The organism is Veillonella parvula, from assembly GCF_040097785.1.
GTDB classification, from domain to species: Bacteria; Bacillota; Negativicutes; order Veillonellales; family Veillonellaceae; genus Veillonella; species Veillonella parvula_D.
The window spans coordinates 152,284-171,246 of sequence record NZ_JBBNNS010000002.1; the positions used below are offsets into that span (position 1 = coordinate 152,284).

General features: G+C 40.6%; 20 protein-coding genes and 3 tRNA genes. 4 read left to right on the plus strand and 19 right to left on the minus strand.

Annotated elements, in window-relative coordinates; translation table 11 throughout:
- Window positions 1-89 precede the first annotated feature (89 nt).
- From AAA071_RS04830 to AAA071_RS04845, 4 genes are all read right to left on the minus strand, one after another.
- Window positions 90-1,829 carry an LPO_1073/Vpar_1526 family protein gene (locus tag AAA071_RS04830; protein WP_349234061.1) on the minus strand — a complete coding sequence of 580 codons (1,740 nt, stop codon included), beginning with the start codon at window positions 1,827-1,829 and terminating at the stop codon, window positions 90-92.
- A 9-nt stretch (window positions 1,830-1,838) separates the two neighbouring features.
- On the minus strand, window positions 1,839-2,390 hold the full coding sequence (locus AAA071_RS04835) for a TIGR01440 family protein (protein ID WP_287550391.1): 552 nt from the start codon (window positions 2,388-2,390) through the stop codon (window positions 1,839-1,841).
- 171 nt (window positions 2,391-2,561) lie between these two features.
- On the minus strand, window positions 2,562-3,122 hold the full coding sequence (locus AAA071_RS04840; RefSeq protein ID WP_004695073.1) for a Fe-S-containing hydro-lyase: 561 nt from the start codon (window positions 3,120-3,122) through the stop codon (window positions 2,562-2,564).
- 19 nt (window positions 3,123-3,141) lie between these two features.
- The gene (locus AAA071_RS04845) at window positions 3,142-3,984 is read right to left on the minus strand and encodes a fumarate hydratase (protein ID WP_004695072.1); all 843 of its coding nucleotides are present in this window, start codon (window positions 3,982-3,984) and stop codon (window positions 3,142-3,144) included.
- A gap of 740 nt (window positions 3,985-4,724) precedes the next feature.
- Here AAA071_RS04845 and AAA071_RS04850 point away from each other — a divergent pair.
- The 4 genes from AAA071_RS04850 to AAA071_RS04865 all read left to right on the plus strand — a co-directional run bounded on the left by AAA071_RS04850 (window position 4,725) and on the right by AAA071_RS04865 (window position 5,977).
- Window positions 4,725-4,800, plus strand: a tRNA-Asn gene (locus AAA071_RS04850).
- Window positions 4,801-4,804: 4 nt separating this feature from the next.
- Window positions 4,805-4,879, plus strand: a tRNA-Glu gene (locus tag AAA071_RS04855).
- A gap of 4 nt (window positions 4,880-4,883) precedes the next feature.
- Window positions 4,884-4,959 (plus strand) — tRNA-Val (locus tag AAA071_RS04860).
- Between the two features lie 109 nt (window positions 4,960-5,068).
- Window positions 5,069-5,977, plus strand: coding sequence for a hypothetical protein (locus AAA071_RS04865; protein ID WP_058948096.1), 909 nt, complete (start codon window positions 5,069-5,071; stop codon window positions 5,975-5,977).
- Window positions 5,978-6,024: 47 nt separating this feature from the next.
- Here AAA071_RS04865 and atpC read toward each other — a convergent pair whose 3' ends face one another.
- From atpC to AAA071_RS04940, 15 genes are all read right to left on the minus strand, one after another.
- Window positions 6,025-6,432 carry an ATP synthase F1 subunit epsilon gene (atpC, locus tag AAA071_RS04870; protein ID WP_024060190.1) on the minus strand — a complete coding sequence of 136 codons (408 nt, stop codon included), beginning with the start codon at window positions 6,430-6,432 and terminating at the stop codon, window positions 6,025-6,027.
- A gap of 3 nt (window positions 6,433-6,435) precedes the next feature.
- Window positions 6,436-7,860: a F0F1 ATP synthase subunit beta gene (atpD, locus tag AAA071_RS04875; RefSeq protein WP_004695069.1), complete on the minus strand. Its 1,425-nt coding sequence runs from the start codon at window positions 7,858-7,860 to the stop codon at window positions 6,436-6,438.
- 18 nt (window positions 7,861-7,878) lie between these two features.
- Complete coding sequence (gene atpG, locus AAA071_RS04880; protein ID WP_004697537.1) at window positions 7,879-8,733, minus strand: ATP synthase F1 subunit gamma; 855 nt, start codon at window positions 8,731-8,733, stop codon at window positions 7,879-7,881.
- 3 nt (window positions 8,734-8,736) lie between these two features.
- Entirely contained in the window at window positions 8,737-10,275 is a 1,539-nt protein-coding gene (gene atpA, locus AAA071_RS04885) for a F0F1 ATP synthase subunit alpha (RefSeq protein WP_349234062.1), read from the minus strand.
- Window positions 10,276-10,291: 16 nt separating this feature from the next.
- Window positions 10,292-10,843: an ATP synthase F1 subunit delta gene (atpH, locus tag AAA071_RS04890; RefSeq protein ID WP_021148537.1), complete on the minus strand. Its 552-nt coding sequence runs from the start codon at window positions 10,841-10,843 to the stop codon at window positions 10,292-10,294.
- A gap of 4 nt (window positions 10,844-10,847) precedes the next feature.
- A complete protein-coding gene (gene atpF, locus AAA071_RS04895) occupies window positions 10,848-11,345 on the minus strand; it encodes a F0F1 ATP synthase subunit B (RefSeq protein ID WP_012864787.1) in 498 nt (165 codons plus the stop codon).
- Between the two features lie 18 nt (window positions 11,346-11,363).
- On the minus strand, window positions 11,364-11,591 hold the full coding sequence (gene atpE, locus AAA071_RS04900; protein WP_004695064.1) for a F0F1 ATP synthase subunit C: 228 nt from the start codon (window positions 11,589-11,591) through the stop codon (window positions 11,364-11,366).
- A 23-nt stretch (window positions 11,592-11,614) separates the two neighbouring features.
- A complete protein-coding gene (gene atpB, locus AAA071_RS04905) occupies window positions 11,615-12,289 on the minus strand; it encodes a F0F1 ATP synthase subunit A (RefSeq protein ID WP_004695063.1) in 675 nt (224 codons plus the stop codon).
- A 200-nt stretch (window positions 12,290-12,489) separates the two neighbouring features.
- A complete protein-coding gene (locus AAA071_RS04910; protein ID WP_229055813.1) occupies window positions 12,490-12,726 on the minus strand; it encodes a hypothetical protein in 237 nt (78 codons plus the stop codon).
- A 142-nt stretch (window positions 12,727-12,868) separates the two neighbouring features.
- Window positions 12,869-13,063 (minus strand): AtpZ/AtpI family protein, encoded by a 195-nt coding sequence (locus tag AAA071_RS04915; RefSeq protein ID WP_012864790.1) that lies wholly within the window; start codon window positions 13,061-13,063, stop codon window positions 12,869-12,871.
- Between the two features lies 1 nt (window position 13,064).
- Window positions 13,065-14,207: a non-hydrolyzing UDP-N-acetylglucosamine 2-epimerase gene (gene wecB, locus AAA071_RS04920; protein ID WP_004695061.1), complete on the minus strand. Its 1,143-nt coding sequence runs from the start codon at window positions 14,205-14,207 to the stop codon at window positions 13,065-13,067.
- A 57-nt stretch (window positions 14,208-14,264) separates the two neighbouring features.
- Entirely contained in the window at window positions 14,265-15,416 is a 1,152-nt protein-coding gene (locus AAA071_RS04925) for a glycosyltransferase family 4 protein (RefSeq protein ID WP_004695060.1), read from the minus strand.
- Window positions 15,417-15,450: 34 nt separating this feature from the next.
- The gene (locus tag AAA071_RS04930; RefSeq protein ID WP_101928468.1) at window positions 15,451-16,809 is read right to left on the minus strand and encodes a PFL family protein; all 1,359 of its coding nucleotides are present in this window, start codon (window positions 16,807-16,809) and stop codon (window positions 15,451-15,453) included.
- A gap of 8 nt (window positions 16,810-16,817) precedes the next feature.
- Window positions 16,818-17,093, minus strand: coding sequence for an ACT domain-containing protein (locus tag AAA071_RS04935; protein ID WP_004695058.1), 276 nt, complete (start codon window positions 17,091-17,093; stop codon window positions 16,818-16,820).
- A gap of 134 nt (window positions 17,094-17,227) precedes the next feature.
- The gene (locus AAA071_RS04940; RefSeq protein WP_278467681.1) at window positions 17,228-18,865 is read right to left on the minus strand and encodes a phosphoglucomutase; all 1,638 of its coding nucleotides are present in this window, start codon (window positions 18,863-18,865) and stop codon (window positions 17,228-17,230) included.
- Window positions 18,866-18,963: the final 98 nt, after the last annotated feature.

Sequence of the window (18,963 nt, forward strand, 5' to 3'; positions counted from 1 at the left end):
TACACGACTCATAAAATATATAACGGTTTTAAGTATATAATAACTATATAATATAATTTTTCAAACTATATAGTGCTTAAAATTGTAAATTAGAACCAATGAGACAAATCAAATTCTTCACCAATGGTTGCTTTCACATGAGCACGACCTAAGTAAAGGCCTAACAATGTTAAGCTAATTTTAGACATTGGCGTGCTATCAAAGACATCAGCTAAGTCCAATAGAACCGGTGAAATATCATCCATGATATCACGCGCCTCTTGTCCCCTGAAAGCAGTAGGTTTGCTCTTCATCAGAGCTAAAAGATCACGTTGAACCATAGCATTAGAAATTCGTGTTTGTCTAAAGAATTGTGGTGCTAAAGACTCATCTACCAAGGCTAATTTATAAAGATTGGAGTTCAAGCTACGCACCACATAACGTGGATCTACACCATGACCATCTGTAGCACGGAAGAGTTCTTCCTTAGAGAAACCACGATAGTTGAATACAAACGGATATGAATTCGACAACACTTGGCATAAAGTGATAGGCTCTTGTTCTTCTTGTGTACAGCGTAAGTAGTCCAGCTGGCGATAGAAGGAATCATTTCGAGGTAAATCAGAGATGAATGGCTCAATATATTTTTCCACATAATGTTGGAAGTGAATCAATCCATAGTTATTAGAATTTCTAGAATATTGTAACAATAATGTTAAGGCCATAACTTGGAAGTGACCTAATGTTAAATGAGGTAATACACGTAATGCATCAAAAGCTACGAGGTATGGCGTACTAGATTTAGGAGATTGAACTACATCTAGAAAAGCACCTAACCCAGCGGACTTCATCCACTCCGTATTTGTAGCGGCATATGCCTTTTGCATACTCATCAACGCTTCTTGAATAACAATATTCTCTAGTAATGCATTCACTTCAACAATTTTTGTAATATTGAGAGCTGCTAAAGCATCTCTTGTAATAGATTCTACATAGTGTTGCGTATCACCATGTAACACCCCAAAGGAATGAACAAATGGTGCTATAGCCAACTCAACGCATTTATCCTCATGCGCCGCTTTTGCCCATTGACCATGCGGTTCCTCCTCTTCAGTTAAACTTGTTGCCGCCAATTGTGCTTCAATTTCAGAAGCATCAAACAAACGCGTTTCATCTAATACCGATGGACCTTCCGCGGTTTGTATTTCGTTCGCACCACCTATCATCTGCGTAGCATCTATGCTATCCGCTTCATCAGCTTCAAAGGCTTCCACAGATTCACCCATAGCAATTGTATCTTCAACAGAGTTTGCGTTATTGAGAAGTTCATCTGTAACAACATCGAGGACAATAGTTTTATCCACCAACGGAGTAACACCTTGATTAGCTTGATTAGCTTGCTTAAGATCTGATACGGCTGTCATCACAATGGTTTCATCCCCTATTGGTGTGCCATTATCCGAACCTAATGCTAACGCATATTCTCCCTCTGAAACATGACTTGAATTAGACTTTAGAGTACTTCTTCTATTATAAGAGGTATCTATAGGATCAACCAGAGGTTCAGCCGGTTCTCGCTCTTCACCGACCACCGTTTCAACTGTATCCGGAATTGATGCAGTATATACATTAGTCCCACTCGTATGTGTGATTGTTACATTGCCCTCTTGCGACTCCGTTGCAAATATAACATCATGATGCTCTTTAAGATTATTTTTATTACTTATGTTTTTATAGGATTTTTCTTTTGCCTTACTTTCACCATCACCACCGCTAAATACAGCATAGCAAACAGCAAAGAATCCCAATGCCACGACGGCTAATACAAAATACGGTATTAGGTTTGACATACTATCCCCCTACATCAATGCTTCATTATATGCAGCACGCTCACCGCCAATGCTCTTCGGACGAACACGACAAGCGGTCACATGTGCTTTCCCAATTTCTTTCACACAAAGACGTACAGGCACTGCAACGTGTTTCATGTGCATACCAATGAAAGTATCTCCAATATCGATGCCCACTTCAGCTTGAATAAATTCAACCATCACAGGATCATCAAAATGTTCGTACGCCACCACAGCCAGGGCACCACCCGCATGACGTTGAGGAACAACATTAACTTCCTCCTCCCATGTCATAGCGCTACGGTCCATAACAAGTGCACGATTAATATGTTCACAACATTGAATCGCCAAGTTAAGTCCTTTAGCCTTAACAGCATTGTATATTTCATCAAATACGACCTGAGCCACATCAAGGTGAGAGTCAGTGCCGATTTTTTTACCTACAATTTCGCTAGTGGAACAGCCAACAACGAATAATTGACCTTCGCGAACCTTTGCTAAATCAAGTAATTCAGCCATCGCGTTGCGAGTTGACTGACGAATAGTTTCTACAGAAGTCATGTTATCGCCTCACTCAAATTGAATGTATAAAATCTATATGTATATTATCATAAAACCGACAGAATCGGTAGACTAAACTCTACACGTAACGGATGAACATCATATGATTATGGCTTAACAACAAAAAGAGGCTTGCTTTAGCAAGCCTCTTTCTATCACTCAATGGTGATATTAGATTTTTCTGTAAGGTTTTTGGCCTAATTCGTAGAAGTTATTACCTTCAGTATCGCCAACTACGATGCAAGGGAAATCTTCAACAGTCAATTCAGCCAAAGCTTCTGGTCCAAGTTCACCATAAGCAAGTACTTCATATTTTTTGATGGATTTTGCAATCAATGCTGCCGCGCCACCAACTGCTGCGAAGTATGTGCAACCATTTTTCTTCATGGATTCAACTACTTCTGGTTTACGGGAACCTTTACCAATCATGCCTTTGATACCTTGATCAAGCATTGTTGGTGTGTAAGCATCCATACGACCGGAAGTTGTAGGACCAGCGGAACCAATTGGATCACCAGGTTTTGCAGGTGTTGGTCCAAGATAATAAACAAACTTATTTGTCCAGTCGATTGGCAATTTTTCACCACGCGCTAAAGCTTCAGTCATAACTTTATGAGCAGCGTCACGAGCGGAGTAAATTTTACCAGTAATAAGAACGCTATCACCAACTTTTAATTTGCGGGAAAACTCTTCATTATATTCTTCAGTATTAATGCGAATTGATTCAGCCATTGTTTTTACCTCCTATCGATTAAAGTACTACGTGAGCATGACGAGCAGCATGGCACATGATAGTAACTGCAACAGGAAGACCTGCGATGTGAGTTGCACCCCATTCGATGTTTACACCGATACAAGTTGTAGTGCCACCCAATTGTGGTCCAATACCAGTTTTGTTAACCATTTCCATGATTTCTTCTTCTAATTTTGCATAGTCTGCATCTTTATGAGGTACACTAATGTCACGAAGCAACGCTTTTTTGGACATAACAGCTGCTTGGTCCATAGTACCGCCAATACCAATGCCGAGTACGATTGGAGGGCATGGGTTAGGGCCTGCATGTTTTACGATTTCAAGGACTGCATTTTTAACGCCTTCCACACCATCAGCAGGTACGAGCATAGCTACATCGGATTTATTTTCAGAACCGAAACCTTTTAATTCTACTTGAATATCTACTTTATCGCCAGGAACGATTTCAGTGTAGATGATTGCAGGTGTGTTATTTTGTGTATTTTTACGGTTGAACAATGGTTCAGCTACAACGGATTTACGAAGATAACCTTCAACATAACCAGCTGCAACACCAGCATTGATAGCTTCTGTAAGATCACCACCAACGAAATGAACATCTTGACCAACTTTTAAGAATACCATAGTCATACCAGTATCTTGGCAGTATGGACGATCTTCAGCATCGGCAATTTCTGCATTTTTAATAATTTGATCAAGAACGATACGACCTACCGAAGACTCTTCTGTTTCACGGCCTTTTTTCAAACCTTCATAGATGTCTTTTGGCAAGTGGTAAGCTGCGTCCATACACATTTGACGGACTGTTTTTGTGATTTCAGATACTTGAATCTCGCGCAAGATAATCCCTCCTCAGGAAAATAGTTGAATATTAATTCTAATACCGATGAGATAAAATAAAATTCTCAAACATATGAAAGAATATCTATCTCAAACCGATGAGATTAACTCTATACATAAATCGTAGCACACAATATAAGGGGATTCAACGTCTCACCTATACAGTTTTCTCAATGCTTTTCCAGTTTTTGAGAATTGTTTTCATGAATATTTTTGTATATATTTCGGTTTTTCAATAGCCTACATAGACTTTATTCTCCAGTCACTAAAAAAGCCCCATTCTGTGATAAAAGTCATAGTCTATCACATATCAATAAGATTTTAATATCTTATATTTTTACCTACTTTCTTATATATAAATTTGGTTTAAAATGAACCACAAACATAGACTATATCTAATAAGATAAATACACTTTCATCTTAACTGATACTACTTTTCAACTAAATCTTTTAAACTTTTCTATAATGCATATGTATACCGATTATCTTCAATATACTTATATTGCTAACTCCCATTCATTTAGAGCCATACAATCACCTTAGAACGCAGTAAATATCTATAGTTAATAAGCTCTATAGATTTTATTAATTTTAATGACTCTCTCATCAAAATTATTGATAACTAATTTTATTTATAAAGTTATGTCTTTTAGTCATAATTGACAATATCTATTTTATAGTGTTCTAAAAAAAATGCTTGCTTTTATAATTAAACTAACATATAATAACAATCGTACCATTCCTCGATAGCTCAGTCGGTAGAGCAATCGGCTGTTAACCGATCGGTCGTAGGTTCGAGTCCTACTCGAGGAGCCATTTTGGCCCGTTGGTCAAGCGGTTAAGACACCGCCCTTTCACGGCGGTATCCCGGGTTCGATTCCCGGACGGGTCACCACCATGGACGATTAGCTCAGCTGGGAGAGCGCCTGCCTTACAAGCAGGATGTCGGCAGTTCGATCCTGTCATCGTCCACCAGACTAAAGAAGCAAGCTATTAAGCTTGCTTCTTTTTTTTGTATATATGATATAATAATATAAATTGTATAATTTGTAATTTTAAAAGAGTTTTATTAAGAGGAGGAATTATGTTACATAACTTCGGACTCTATAAACGTCCACTACTTACAGTACTTGCTGTACTACTCACAACTGCATTTACAACAGCCAGTGCCGCTATGATCGATTTGAGTCAGTTAACACCAAATACAACACAACCTGTAGCTCTTAGCACTATACAAAGTAGCACAAGTAATGAAGCTCCTACATTAGCCCCTGAAACGAATATGGAGCCTGTCATAAAAGTGGCTGCAACACCAACATCTACACCGATTTCTGGAGCTCCAGAAAAAGCCACAATTAATACTTCTAGTACAAGTCATGATGGACACTTAGAAAACTTTCCGAGCCGTAAAGTTACTATTGTTGTACCAGCAAATTTGCGCAATGAAAACACAGCTCAATTTGGTCGCTACATGACAGATCGCTTATCAAATACACTTAAATATCCTTACTATAATACAACCATCGTAAGTACTAACACACCAACTGCAGAAATTAAAGCCGCTGATCTTGCTCAAATTGCAGAGGCCCAAAATTCTGAAATCGTTATTATGCCTGTACCATTACAAGACGTATATGTACAAGTTAATACTATTAATAGCCCAGATCCGTATAATAAGGATAATCATGAAATTTATATCGCCGCAAAGGTTAATGCCCTTTTATACTATTATGATGTAAACGATAAGATAATCCATACTGTTCGTACGGGCTTCAACCAAACTGATGACTCTTTGACTATGCCAACACATAAATCAGTTTGGAACAAAGTTATGACTATATTACTTGATAAATTACCATATAAACGAATTCCAACAGACCGTGACCGTTACCAAGCACCTGGTATCAATTCTGAGGCACCTGTTGTACTAGATTTTCAAGTAGAACAACCTAAGAATACTGCGTACTCCTTAAAAGGTGTGAGCGTTTTATAATCAAAATTAGAAAGATAAAAAGGCTAGCCAGCTGGCTAGCCTTTTTCTTATAACATTTTTGTAACATGCAAGCGCAATAAGGCACGTTGCAATGCTGCTTCCGCTCTTTCTACATCAATATCAGGTGTAGGATTTGATAACCGACCTTCAGCACGCTCTTTAGCTCGACGAGCACGTTCCACATCAATGGATGTTGGATCTTGACAGTCAGGGGTTACAATACTCACCTTATTATGTTCAATTTCACAGAAGCCCCCAAATACAGCATATTCACGAGATGTTCCATCTGGTTGATCAATGCGTAAAGGTGCCAAGTCTAATGCGATAATCATAGGTGCATGGTTTGGCAAAATACCAAAAGCACCATCGATAGCTTTACCTACAAAGAATGTAGATTTGCCTTCGAATACAATCGCATCAGGTGTAATTATCTGTAGGGTCATAGGTTCCGCCATGGATTATTCCCCCTTCTCTTGCATTTCCTTTGCTTTTTGAACGGCTTCATCTATGGTACCAACCATGTAGAATGCACCTTCTGGCAATTCATCATGTTTACCATCCAAGATTTCTCTGAAGCCTCTCAATGTTTCGGACAATGGCACATATTTACCAGGAGAACCGGTAAATACTTCTGCTACGAAGAATGGTTGACTCAAGAAACGTTGAATCTTACGAGCGCGAGATACAGTGAGTTTATCTTCGTCAGACAATTCTTCCATACCGAGGATTGCGATAATATCTTGAAGATCGCGATATTTTTGCAATACTTCTTGTACTCCACGAGCTACTGCGTAGTGCTCTTCACCAAGTACATGTGGGTCCAAAATACGGCTTGTAGAGTCCAGAGGATCCACCGCTGGATAGATACCAAGTTCCGCAATGGAACGAGACAATACTGTTGTCGCATCCAAGTGAGCGAATGTCGCTGCTGGAGCCGGGTCAGTCAAGTCATCGGCAGGTACATATACAGCTTGTACGGAGGTAATAGAGCCTTCTTTTGTAGATGTAATACGCTCTTGCAATGCCCCTACGTCATTAGCCAATGTAGGTTGGTAACCTACGGCAGATGGCATACGACCTAAGAGGGCGGATACTTCGGACCCCGCTTGAATAAAGCGGAAGATGTTATCAATGAACAAGAGCACGTCTTGTTTTTTCACATCACGGAAGTATTCAGCCATTGTAAGACCAGTAAGACCTACGCGCATACGAGCCCCTGGTGGCTCATTCATTTGTCCATATACGAGGGCTGTTTTATTGATAACGCCAGACTCTTTCATTTCGTTCCACAAGTCATTACCTTCACGAGTACGTTCCCCTACACCGGAGAATACGGAATAGCCGCCGTGCTCTGTAGCAACATTGTGAATCAATTCCATAATCAATACGGTTTTACCTACACCGGCACCACCGAAAAGACCGATTTTACCACCTTTTACGTATGGAGCGATAAGGTCAACGACCTTAATACCTGTTTCCAAGATTTGTGTATCTGGAGAAAGGTCATCAAATTTAGGTGCTGGACGGTGAATAGGCCATTTTTCATCAGCCACAACTGGAGCTGGATCATGGTCTACAGTTTCACCAAGTACGTTAAAGATACGACCCAATACGCCTTCCCCTACAGGAACGGAAATTGGAGCACCAGTATCTTCTGCTTCCATATTACGTGTCATACCGTCAGTAGAACTCATGGCAACGCAACGAACTGTATCGTCGCCTAAGTGTTGCATAACCTCTACTACGATTTTTTGTCTATCGTGTGCCTTGTGGTCATGGTAGATGTGGATGGCGTTGTAGATAGCTGGTAAATGACCAGCATCAAAGCGCACGTCTACAACTGGGCCGATGACCTGCACAACTTTACCAATATTATTACTCATCGACAGATGTCTCCTTATCTATTGCAAGGCATTAGCGCCACCAACGATTTCAGAAATTTCGTTTGTAATGCTAGATTGACGCAACTTGTTATATTCAAGGCCTAAGGACTCAATGAGTTCCCCTGCATTATCTGTAGCCGATGTCATGGCCGTCATACGAGCACCCAATTCACTAGCTGCAGATTGCAACAATCCATTATAAACTGTAATTTCTAAGTATTTTGGCAGCAACGCCTCCAAGACGGATACGGCGGACGGCATAAAATCATACTCTTCGCCTTTTACCTCATCTTGTGGTTGCTCTATTGGCAACAAGCGCTCAGCCTGTGCAATTTGCGTCATAGAATTTACAAAACGTGTATAGATCATGATGACTTCGTCTACTTCATGACGTTCATATAGTGAAAGTGCTTCATGCATGATGGCACGCGCATGTTCATAGGACGGTTTATCAGAAAAGCCCGCATAGGACTTATCGATGCGAATACCTCTAGATTTCATGCTATCTCTAGGCTTTCTGCCTGCCGTGATAACACGGTATGTATCAGGAGATTTACCATGTAATTGTTCCATAGCAAATTTCAACACATTAGACGAAAATGCCCCTGCAAGACCTTTATCTGCACCTACTACAATATAGCAAGTGCGCTCTACAGGTCGCACATCTAAGAGAGGACTTTCAAAGCCTTCTAAATCACTATTAGACATATGACGCAAGATTTGCCCTATCTTTTCTGCGTAAGGACGAGTAGCTTCCGCTTTTGTTTGTGCCCTACGAAGACGAGCAGAAGCTACCATCTTCATCGCTTTTGTAATTTGTTGCGTATTGGTAACACTTTTTATGCGTTTTCGCAAATCTTGTGCACTAGCCATACATTACGCCTCCTTACGAGACACTAATGTATGTGTAGAGCCAAATGCTTCAACACATTCTGGGATTACTTGCTTCAATAGATTTTCAGTTTCTTCGTCAATTTTCTTAGACGTTTCAATGTTAGTGATGATTTCAGGGTAATTTGCTTTTACATAGCGTAAAAGTTCAGATTCAAAGGACAATACATCTGCCACTTGAATATCTGCTAAGTACCCTTTAGTACCAGCGTACAGGTTGATAACCATTTCCGCTACGCTCATAGGCTCATATTGACCTTGTTTCAACATTTCAGTTAAGCGTTCACCGCGATCAAGTTGAGCGCGTGTAGCCGCATCAAGGTCAGAACCAAACTGAGCGAAAGCAGCCAACTCACGATATTGAGCAAGGTCCAAACGCAATTGGCCCGCCACTTGCTTCATCGCTTTAGTTTGTGCGCTACCACCTACACGGGATACGGACAAACCTACGTCAACAGCTGGACGAATACCAGAATAGAACATATCTGTTCCCAAGAAAATTTGACCATCAGTAATAGAAATTACGTTTGTTGGAATGTATGCAGATACGTCACCTGCTTGTGTTTCAATGATTGGCAACGCTGTAATAGAACCTCCACCAAGTTCAGATGAAAGTTTCGCAGCCCGCTCTAATAGACGACTGTGTAAGTAGAATACGTCACCTGGATATGCTTCACGCCCTGGTGGACGGCGCAATAATAGGGACATAGCACGATATGCAGCCGCTTGTTTTGTTAAGTCATCATATACGCATAATACGTGTTTACCTTGGTACATAAAGTATTCACCCATGGCAACACCAGCATATGGTGCAATGTATTGAAGAGGTGCACCTGTGGAAGCACTCGCAGAAACTACGATTGTATATTCCATAGCGCCTGCTTCTTCAAGCTTTTGCACTACGCGAGCAACCGTAGATTCTTTTTGACCAATAGCTACATAAATACAAATAACATCTTTGCCTTTTTGGTTCAAAATAGTATCTAAGGCAATCGCAGTTTTACCTGTACCACGGTCACCGATGATAAGCTCACGTTGACCACGGCCGATTGGTACCATCGCATCAATCGCTTTAAGACCTGTTTGCAATGGTTCATTTACGGATTGACGATCCGCAATACCAGGTGCTGGATGTTCGATAGGACGACGTTCTGTAGCTTGAATAGCACCCTTGCCATCAAGAGGTTGACCAAGAGGGTTTACTACACGACCAATCAAGGCATCTCCGGCAGGAACGTCCATAATTTTGCCAGTACGGCGCACTTGGTCCCCTTCTTTAATCAAGAAGTCATCACCTAATAGTACGGCACCCACATTATCTAATTCTAAGTTCAAAACCAAGCCATATACGCCGTGTGGTAATTCTAGCAACTCACCGGCCATGGCTCTTTCAAGACCATAAATATGGGCGATGCCATCCCCTACGTCGAGAACAGTACCCACATCATCGACATTGAGGTCAACATCATAGTCCTGAATCTGCTGTTTGATTATAGCAGTGATTTCTTCAGGCTTCATTTTCATATATACCCATTCACCCCTATCTAATAGAGTTCGTTCTTAATAAAGATTTTTCTAATTCCTCTAAACGACGAGATACAGAGCCATCAATGCGTTTATCCCCTACTTGGATAATAATACCACCCATAATAGATAGATCTTGACGCACAGATAAAATAACATCTTTCCCTGTTACTTCTCGTAATTTAGCTTGTACAGATGCTTCTACATCAGCTGTGATTGGTTCTGCTACAGTTACAGTAGCTTCCAAAATACCACGAGCCTCTCGTGATTTTTGAATAAACGCTGCAATGGCCTGTGCAATATAACGATGGCGCCCGCGTTTAATCATCACATAGATAAAGTGTAAAGCAACTTTGTCGATACTAGATTCAAAGATGGAACCAACTAACTTAATCTTTGCATCTTCTGTAACGATTGGATTTTCAAGGAATAAACGAAGTTCAGGCTGTTCCGCCATAACGGACGCTACATAACCTAATTGCTCCTCCATGAGTTCCAAAATATTTTGTTCTTGAGCTAATTCAAACATAGCCGAACCATATTTATCTGCTACAATTTCTATGCTCATCGTATCACAACCCTATCGTTTTACTATCAAGTTGACGAATAGCGTCTTCGATCAATTTTGTATTAGTTTCGCTGTTCATATCTTTAGCAACAACTTTACCAGCCATAGCTACAGATAAAGATACCACTTCGTTACGCAAGCTGTTCATAGCACGATCGCGTTCGATGGCAATATCTTGACGAGCACGATTTTTTTCTTGTTCAATTTGCTCGCGAGCTGTTGCCAATTGTTCTCGTGTAGTATTTTCTGCTTCTTGAATTGCTTTTTCAACAATTTGTTGTGCTTCTACACGAGCATTAGAAATTTGAGCTGCATAATCAGCTTTAAACTTTTCTGTCTCTGCACGGGCTTGTTCAGCAGCTTCTAAATCTTTAGCAATTCGTTCTTTACGTTCTGTCATCATAGCCAATAATGGTTTATATGCAAAACGCGCCAATAGCCAAACTAATATAAAAAAGTTCAACATTTGAGCAAGAATCGTTCCAAGGCTTAAGTCAACCAAGGTTATTCCTCCTCGTTATTATCTGAATAACAAAATAAACGCAACTACTACACCGATGATAGGCATCGCTTCGATTAAACCAATCGCAACGAACATAGTAGACATCAATTGACCACGCAATTCAGGTTGGCGTGTAATACCTTCGATTACTTTACTAGATACAAGACCGTCACCGATACCTGCACCAATGGCACCACAACCTACTGCGATCGCTGCTGCTAATGCGAATAAACCTTGAGCTTCCATAATATATCCTCCATATATAATAATTAATGTTCCTCACTAAGAGCCATCCCTAAATAGGATGCTGTAAGAACGGTAAAAATAAAGGCTTGAATAATGCCGATAAACAAACTAAAAGCAATCCACACCCATGGTACAGGTACAAACCAAGGCAACTTGTATAATACTTCTAACAAAATTTCACCAGCTACGATATTGCCGAATAGACGGAAAGCAAGCGTAACAGGTCTAGCAATCTCTTCAAAGATATTAAGTACTAGCAAAGCCTTATAAGGTCGTACAAAATGCTTAAAGTAAGATAAGCCTTTAACTTTAATACCCATAACCCATACTACTAATGTACTGCATAAAGCCAATGCAACTGTAGTATTGATATCAGATGTTGGTGATGTTAACGCCTTAAGTGTAGGCATTAAGCCTAATTCATTTCCTACAAAAATAAATAAGAAAAACGTAAATAACAAGGAACTCACCATCGGCCAATGACGACCCAAGTTCGGAGCTAATTGCCCCTCTAAGCCTTCTAATATAGATTCCACTATATTTTGCAAGCCTACAGGCACCAATTTACGTCCTCGGGTGGCTAGTATTGTTATTAATATTACAATAGCCATAGTAACCCATGTAGCAATCAAGGTATCTATATTAAATGTCAACCCCAACCACTGCACGACCTCATGGTGTCCCGCATGTAATACCACGTTCTCAACCCCTTTCATAGATATAATAAAACCTAATATATTTACAATTAATATAAATATAACATATATGTATCATCATACATCGTTATAGATATATAATCAACACTTGAAGGGTAAGCAATTCCAATTAATCATAAATATAATGTATACAATGCATAATTGGAATACCTTTGTTGTTCCTATTTTACGTCATTTTAGAACTAAAACTGACGACTGAGCCACCAGTACACAGCATATAATGCAGGCTGAATAAGCGCGATACCTATAAACATGCTAACAGCCTCTACACCCGGAATTTTCAGACCTAAGACCACTAGAGAACCTACTAACATAAGGCGCCAAATCATCTGTCTACGAGATTTACGTACGGCTTTATAAGGATCTCCTGACACAATAGATTGTCCATGCAAAGCTAGGCTAAGCAAGTAGAGCACCATTATAAAAATGCCCCACAGCCAGCCCCATACATAGTGTTGTAATCCGCATGTAACCTGTATTATTACTCCTAAAAAGGCAATAAAAAAACAAGTCAGTAGCACGCGCACTATGAATTTTATATATTGATTCATACATACCTCACTACTTAACTTGTTTATATAACATATAAAACCCTGTTATAGCTCCTATTAGGCCAAATATGACCATGCAGAGTGGTTCCGTTTGAAGCCAAGTATCCAATTTATAACCTAGCCAAATAAAACCTCCTATACAGGAGACCAGTGTGACCCCCGCTGATGTTGCCATGGCGAGGGCTTTCACAAGATCCTTATCCATATTATTTACCAAATCGTTCAGGACGATTAGGATTGCCTAAGAACTCATGGCGCAACGCTTGGATGATGCGTTCAGATGCTTTACCATCACCATATGGGTTAACAGAGTTAGACATCAACTTATACGCTTCAGCATTGCTCAATAATTCATAAGCGGCTTTATGTACCGCATCTTTATCAGTACCTACAAGGCGAACGGTACCTGCTTCTACTGCTTCAGGACGTTCTGTCGTATCACGCAATACGAGAACTGGCTTACCAAGAGCTGGGGCTTCCTCTTGAATCCCACCTGAATCAGTCAAAATCAAGTAAGATTTAGCCATCAAGTTTGCAAATGGTTCATAGTCAAGAGGATCGATTAATGTAACACGATCCACAGAGCCAAGCTCCTCTTGTACAACTTGGCGAACTTTAGGATTTTTATGTACAGGGAAAACAACTTGAATATCTTCAAATTCATTAATTAAATCGCGAATGGCTTGATATACATGGCGCATAGGTTCACCTAAGTTTTCTCGGCGATGTGTGGTAACAAGAACCGTACGTTTTTTAGGATCAAGAGCATTAATAGCTGCATCATCGAATACATAGTTGTCTTGTACCGTCGTATCAAGAGCATCGATAACAGTATTCCCTGTTACATAAAGATGTTCTGTATTAATATTTTCCTTTTTTAAATTGCTTTCAGAACTAGAAGTAGGCGCAAAGTGATACGTCGCAATAGCCCCCGTCAATTTGCGATTCATCTCTTCAGGGAACGGAGAGTAAATATCACCTGTCCGTAGTCCTGCTTCCACGTGACCTACAGGAATTTCTTGGTAGAAAGAAGCCAAGGCACCAGCAAAGGTAGTTGTAGTATCACCATGAACGAGTACCACATCAGGTTTTGCTTCTTCTAATACATCTTTAAGGCCCATCAAAGCACGATTAGTTACATCATATAGTGTTTGACCTTGGCTCATAATATTTAAATCATAGTCTGGGGTAATATTAAACAAGTTTAGTACTTGATCGAGCATATCTCGATGCTGTGCCGTAACGGTGACGATAGGTTCCATATCTGGTGCTGCTTGTAATGCTTTTACAAGAGGAGCCATCTTGATAGCCTCAGGTCTTGTACCAAAGATTGTCATAACTTTTAACATAGTTGCCTCCAACGTAGTAGGATAGAAAAAATGGGGCGCCAAGCGCCCCACAGATGGTTATTCCTTATGAGAATCATCAGTATTCTCCAAGGCTTTAGCCAATTCATCGCGATCAAAGGATATGGTATCATCCGAGTCGCTACGTTCAATTGTAGGACGTGGTAACGGATGCCCTGCCGCATCACTATGCATGATAACGCCAAGACGTCGTGCAATATAAATACTACACAAGAAAATTACTAATACCAAGGTCGCGCCGACCCAAGCATTAACCTCTGCAACGATAACAGATACACCGCCGAAAAGAGCTGTTACTGCATACATCAACAATACAGCTTGCTTTTGTGTTAACCCTTGTGCCAACAAGCGATGGTGAACATGACCTTTATCGGGTTTAAAGATTGGACGTCCACTGATTTTACGGCGCACAATGGCAAATAAGGTATCCAAAATAGGCAATCCTAACACAATAGCAGGTACCACTAGAGCAATCGTAGCAGCCGTCTTTACGGCCCCCATAACGGAAATAGCCGCTAATGTATAGCCTAACAACATGGATCCCGTATCACCCATGAATATTTTTGCAGGGTTAAAGTTATACCGCAAGAAACCTACAGTCGCACCTGCTAAGGCAAGAGAGATACAAGCAAGATCAGTTTGACCTAGTTGCAATGTCATTGCACAAACAGCGATACATGCGATAAAAGAAATACCTGCAGCCAAGCCATCAAGGCCATCGATAAGGTTTACAATATTTGTAAAACCAACTATCCAGAAAATAGTCAATGGGATAGCCCAATACTTGAGATATACTACACCACCCCAAGGAAGGTTGATGAAATCTACTCGAATATCATAAGCCACTAGGATAGCGGCGGCTATAATTTGGCCCATTAACTTAGTTTTTGGCTCAATTTGTTTAATGTCGTCCCAAATACCAACTAGCACCAAAATGACTGTACCAAGGACAAACCCAAACAATTTATGATCATGCGGAATGGAATCGTTAAAAAGAACCGATCCCACATAACCGAGAAAGATTGCTAATCCACCAAGTCGTGGAATCGCACCATGATGCACCTTTCGAGCATCAGGTTTATCTATTGCCCCAACAGCAACGGCAAAGCGTTTTACCAATGGGGTAAGTGCAAAGGTTATGATGAGCGCTAGTGCAAAGGCCCACACATAATCGAGCACATATTCACTCATAAGACACCTCCAACAAGTAGGTTGTAAAAACGGATTAGTTCGTTAAGCTACGAATAGGAGCAGGAATTCTGCCACCACGGGCGATGAACTCGGCTGCACTATATGGACTCACTTCGATAATAGGAGCATAACCTAATAATCCACCAAATTCAACAACCTCTCCAACAGTCTTACCAGGTACAGGAATTACACGAACCGCAGTTGTCTTATTATTAATCATACCAATTGCTGATTCATCTGCAATGATAGCAGAAATGGTGTCAGCAGTAGTGTCTCCAGGAATAGCAATCATATCAAGCCCTACAGAACAAACACATGTCATGGCCTCTAATTTATCAAGCGTCAAACTGCCACAGGATACAGCATCAATCATGCCTGCATCTTCCGAGACAGGAATGAATGCACCACTAAGACCACCTACGTGAGAGGAAGCCATAAGACCACCTTTTTTCACCGCATCATTAAGTAATGCTAGTGCCGCTGTGGTACCATGACAACCACAAGAGGACAAGCCCATTTCTTCAAGAACATGAGCTACAGAGTCACCTACAGCTGGCGTTGGTGCCAAAGATAAATCAATAATACCAAATGGTTTACCGAGACGACGGGATGCCTCTTGGGCTACCAATTGACCTACGCGCGTGATTTTGAAAGCAGTACGTTTAATCGTTTCTGCTACAACGTCAAAGGATTGACCTCGAACGGATTCAAGCGCATGTTTTACAACGCCCGGGCCAGATACACCTACAGAAATAGCACTATCCCCTTCTGTTACCCCGAAGAAAGCACCCGCCATAAACGGGTTATCCTCTACAGGATTACAGAAAATTACGAGCTTAGCGCAACCAAGAGCATCATTATCCTTTGTAAGCTCTGCAGTTTTCTTAACGATGATTCCCATGTCTCGCACTGCGTCCATGTTGATACCAGTTTTAGTAGAGCCCACAGCAACAGAGCTACAAACGATATCCGTAGTTGCCAGCGCTTCAGGAATAGAGTCAATCAAAATGCGGTCAGCTCGAGTGGCGCCCTTTGTTACAAGCGCAGAAAAGCCACCAATAAAATTAACACCTACAGTTTTTGCAGCACGATCCATAGCTTCCGCCACAGGAACATAAGCTGTTAAATCACTCCCCCCTGCAACTAGAGAAATGGGTGTTACAGAAATACGCTTATTGATAATAGGAATGCCGAATTCTCGCTCAATATCTTCCCCTGTAGATACAAGATGTTCTGCCTCTTTTGTAATACGGTCATAAATACGGTCACACAGCTCTTTACCAGAACTAGATGCACATTCTAGCAAGCTAATCCCCATCGTAATAGTGCGCACATCAAGCTTATTATCGTGAATCATCTGATTCGTTTCTAAAATATTGTCGATAGATAACATAGTGCCTCCTATCCTACACGGTGCATGCTCAAGAAAATATCAGCATGTTGTGCACGGATTTCAACACCTAGTTCTTTACCTTGAGTCGTCAAAGCCTCTTGGATAGCTGTAAGATTTTTCATATCTTCAGACTTGGTTTCACACATCATAATCATATTGAAAACGCCATCAAGGATGGTCTGATTTATCGACATAATATTTACACCGTAGTTAGCGAGTACGGTACTAACCCCAGCAATGATACCAACGCGGTCTACGCCGACAACGGTAACAACTAATTTCATAACATCACCTTCTCTAAGCACTACAAGCTATATAGCCAGTATAGGGCATTCAATAAACTATATTAATATATTATAACACATTTATTATTTTTCATGAGTGAAATCTTTATGAGTTTTCTAGTGAAAACAACATGTTACACTTCGTCAGACAAAGCACTTGTTACAATCTCTTCACCAGCAGTTAACAATGCGATAAGACCTTTATCCCCTTTATAGCTTTCACCATAAATTTTATATAAATCTTCAGTGCCAGATGGGCGTGCTACAAACCATCCTGTTTCCGTTTCCACACGAACACCATCGATAGGCATATCTTTATACAGAGAAGTAGTGCGAACATTAGTAATCGCATCACCATCTACTTCGGTAGCCGTAATGGAGCTTGCATTTAATTGTTTCAACTTAACCTTGGCCTCCTTTGTACAAGGCGCATCAATACGACCAAAACGAGGATCGCCACACCCTACAACAAGATTATTATAGAGTCGGTCAACAGTAGCCCCCATAACGGCATACATTTCCATCGCAAGGAGAGCCATTACCATGCCATCTTTATCAGTAGTCCATACGGTACCGTCTTTTTTAAGGAACGATGCACCAGCAGATTCTTCACCGCCAATACCAATCTCACCATCGAATAATAGGGAACTAAAATATTTAAAACCTACTGGAACCTCATAAACAGGAACCTCTTTACTAGCAGCCCATTTATCAATCATAGTGGTACAAACAACGGTTTTACCGACCCCTTTATTTGTCCAACCACGAGTCGTAAACAAATAATCCGCCGCAGTCACAAGAAATGCGTTTGGAGAAGCTAGCCCATGCGGACTAACGATACCATAGCGATCATAATCAGGGTCATTCCCAACAGCGAGATCATAATTACCAATTTGTTTAATTACGTCAGCCATGGCATATTCAGATGAGCAATCCATACGTACCTTACCATCATGGTCATAGGTCATAAAGCTAAAGGTTGGATCATACTCATCATTAATAATATCTAGGTTTAGATTATACCGCTCTTTAATAGCACGCCAATAACCTAGTCCACTACCGCCGAGGGCATTAACGAGGACCTTAGGTTTTGCACTTTGGATTGCCTCCATATTAATGATAGAAGATAGTTCTTCTACATATAGACCTTTATAGTCATATGGAACCTGTTGGTCGGGTTCAATATTGTCGATACTAATACGTTTAAATCCTTCTAATTCACAATATGCGTGAACATATTCATTGGCACGTGTTTCAATCCATTTAGTAATCAACGTATCCGCTGGACCACCATTGGTAGCGTTATACTTAATGCCACCATTATCTGGAGGATTATGAGACGGCGTAATCACGATACCATCCGCCTTATCATCGTGGCTTTCATTATAACGAATAATAGCACGAGATATAGATGGTGTTGGCACGAAATCCATATCGGAATCAACCATTGCCGTTACACCATTGCCAGCAAGGACCTCTAGAACCGTCACAAGGGCTGGCTGAGATAAAGCATGTGTATCTTGACCGACAAAAATCGGACCTGTAGCGCCGAATTGACCACGGCCATCACAAATAGCCTGTGTAATAGCGGCCACATGTAAATCTGTAAACGTACTATTTAAAGATGTACCGCGATGGCCAGATGTGCCAAAGGATACGAGTTGTGTCGGATCTGTAATATCCGGAGTATTATCAAAATATGCATCCACAAGGGTTTGCACATCGATAATATCTTGTTCTTGTACAGGCGTACCTGCTAATTTGTGAGTCATAGAAACCTCTAATCTTATCTTGAGGGCAAGCCCTCTCATTTTACAACCTTGATATTCAATCAATCACATTAAATTATTTTCAAAATGTATGTATCATT

Excerpts from the sequence above, each read along its gene's own strand:
- AAA071_RS04830 (WP_349234061.1), bottom strand. The coding sequence starts at position 1,829 with ATGTCAAACCTAATACCGTATTTTGTATTAGCCGTCGTGGCATTGGGA.
- AAA071_RS04835 (WP_287550391.1), bottom strand. The coding sequence starts at position 2,390 with ATGACTTCTGTAGAAACTATTCGTCAGTCAACTCGCAACGCGATGGCT.
- AAA071_RS04840 (WP_004695073.1), bottom strand. The coding sequence starts at position 3,122 with ATGGCTGAATCAATTCGCATTAATACTGAAGAATATAATGAAGAGTTT.
- AAA071_RS04865 (WP_058948096.1), top strand. The coding sequence starts at position 5,069 with ATGTTACATAACTTCGGACTCTATAAACGTCCACTACTTACAGTACTT.
- atpC (WP_024060190.1), bottom strand. The coding sequence starts at position 6,432 with ATGGCGGAACCTATGACCCTACAGATAATTACACCTGATGCGATTGTA.
- atpD (WP_004695069.1), bottom strand. The coding sequence starts at position 7,860 with ATGAGTAATAATATTGGTAAAGTTGTGCAGGTCATCGGCCCAGTTGTA.
- atpG (WP_004697537.1), bottom strand. The coding sequence starts at position 8,733 with ATGGCTAGTGCACAAGATTTGCGAAAACGCATAAAAAGTGTTACCAAT.
- atpA (WP_349234062.1), bottom strand. The coding sequence starts at position 10,275 with ATGAAAATGAAGCCTGAAGAAATCACTGCTATAATCAAACAGCAGATT.
- atpH (WP_021148537.1), bottom strand. The coding sequence starts at position 10,843 with ATGAGCATAGAAATTGTAGCAGATAAATATGGTTCGGCTATGTTTGAA.
- atpE (WP_004695064.1), bottom strand. The coding sequence starts at position 11,591 with ATGGAAGCTCAAGGTTTATTCGCATTAGCAGCAGCGATCGCAGTAGGT.
- AAA071_RS04910 (WP_229055813.1), bottom strand. The coding sequence starts at position 12,726 with ATGGTGCTCTACTTGCTTAGCCTAGCTTTGCATGGACAATCTATTGTG.
- AAA071_RS04915 (WP_012864790.1), bottom strand. The coding sequence starts at position 13,063 with ATGGATAAGGATCTTGTGAAAGCCCTCGCCATGGCAACATCAGCGGGG.
- wecB (WP_004695061.1), bottom strand. The coding sequence starts at position 14,207 with ATGTTAAAAGTTATGACAATCTTTGGTACAAGACCTGAGGCTATCAAG.
- AAA071_RS04925 (WP_004695060.1), bottom strand. The coding sequence starts at position 15,416 with ATGAGTGAATATGTGCTCGATTATGTGTGGGCCTTTGCACTAGCGCTC.
- AAA071_RS04930 (WP_101928468.1), bottom strand. The coding sequence starts at position 16,809 with ATGTTATCTATCGACAATATTTTAGAAACGAATCAGATGATTCACGAT.
- AAA071_RS04935 (WP_004695058.1), bottom strand. The coding sequence starts at position 17,093 with ATGAAATTAGTTGTTACCGTTGTCGGCGTAGACCGCGTTGGTATCATT.
- AAA071_RS04940 (WP_278467681.1), bottom strand. The coding sequence starts at position 18,865 with ATGACTCACAAATTAGCAGGTACGCCTGTACAAGAACAAGATATTATC.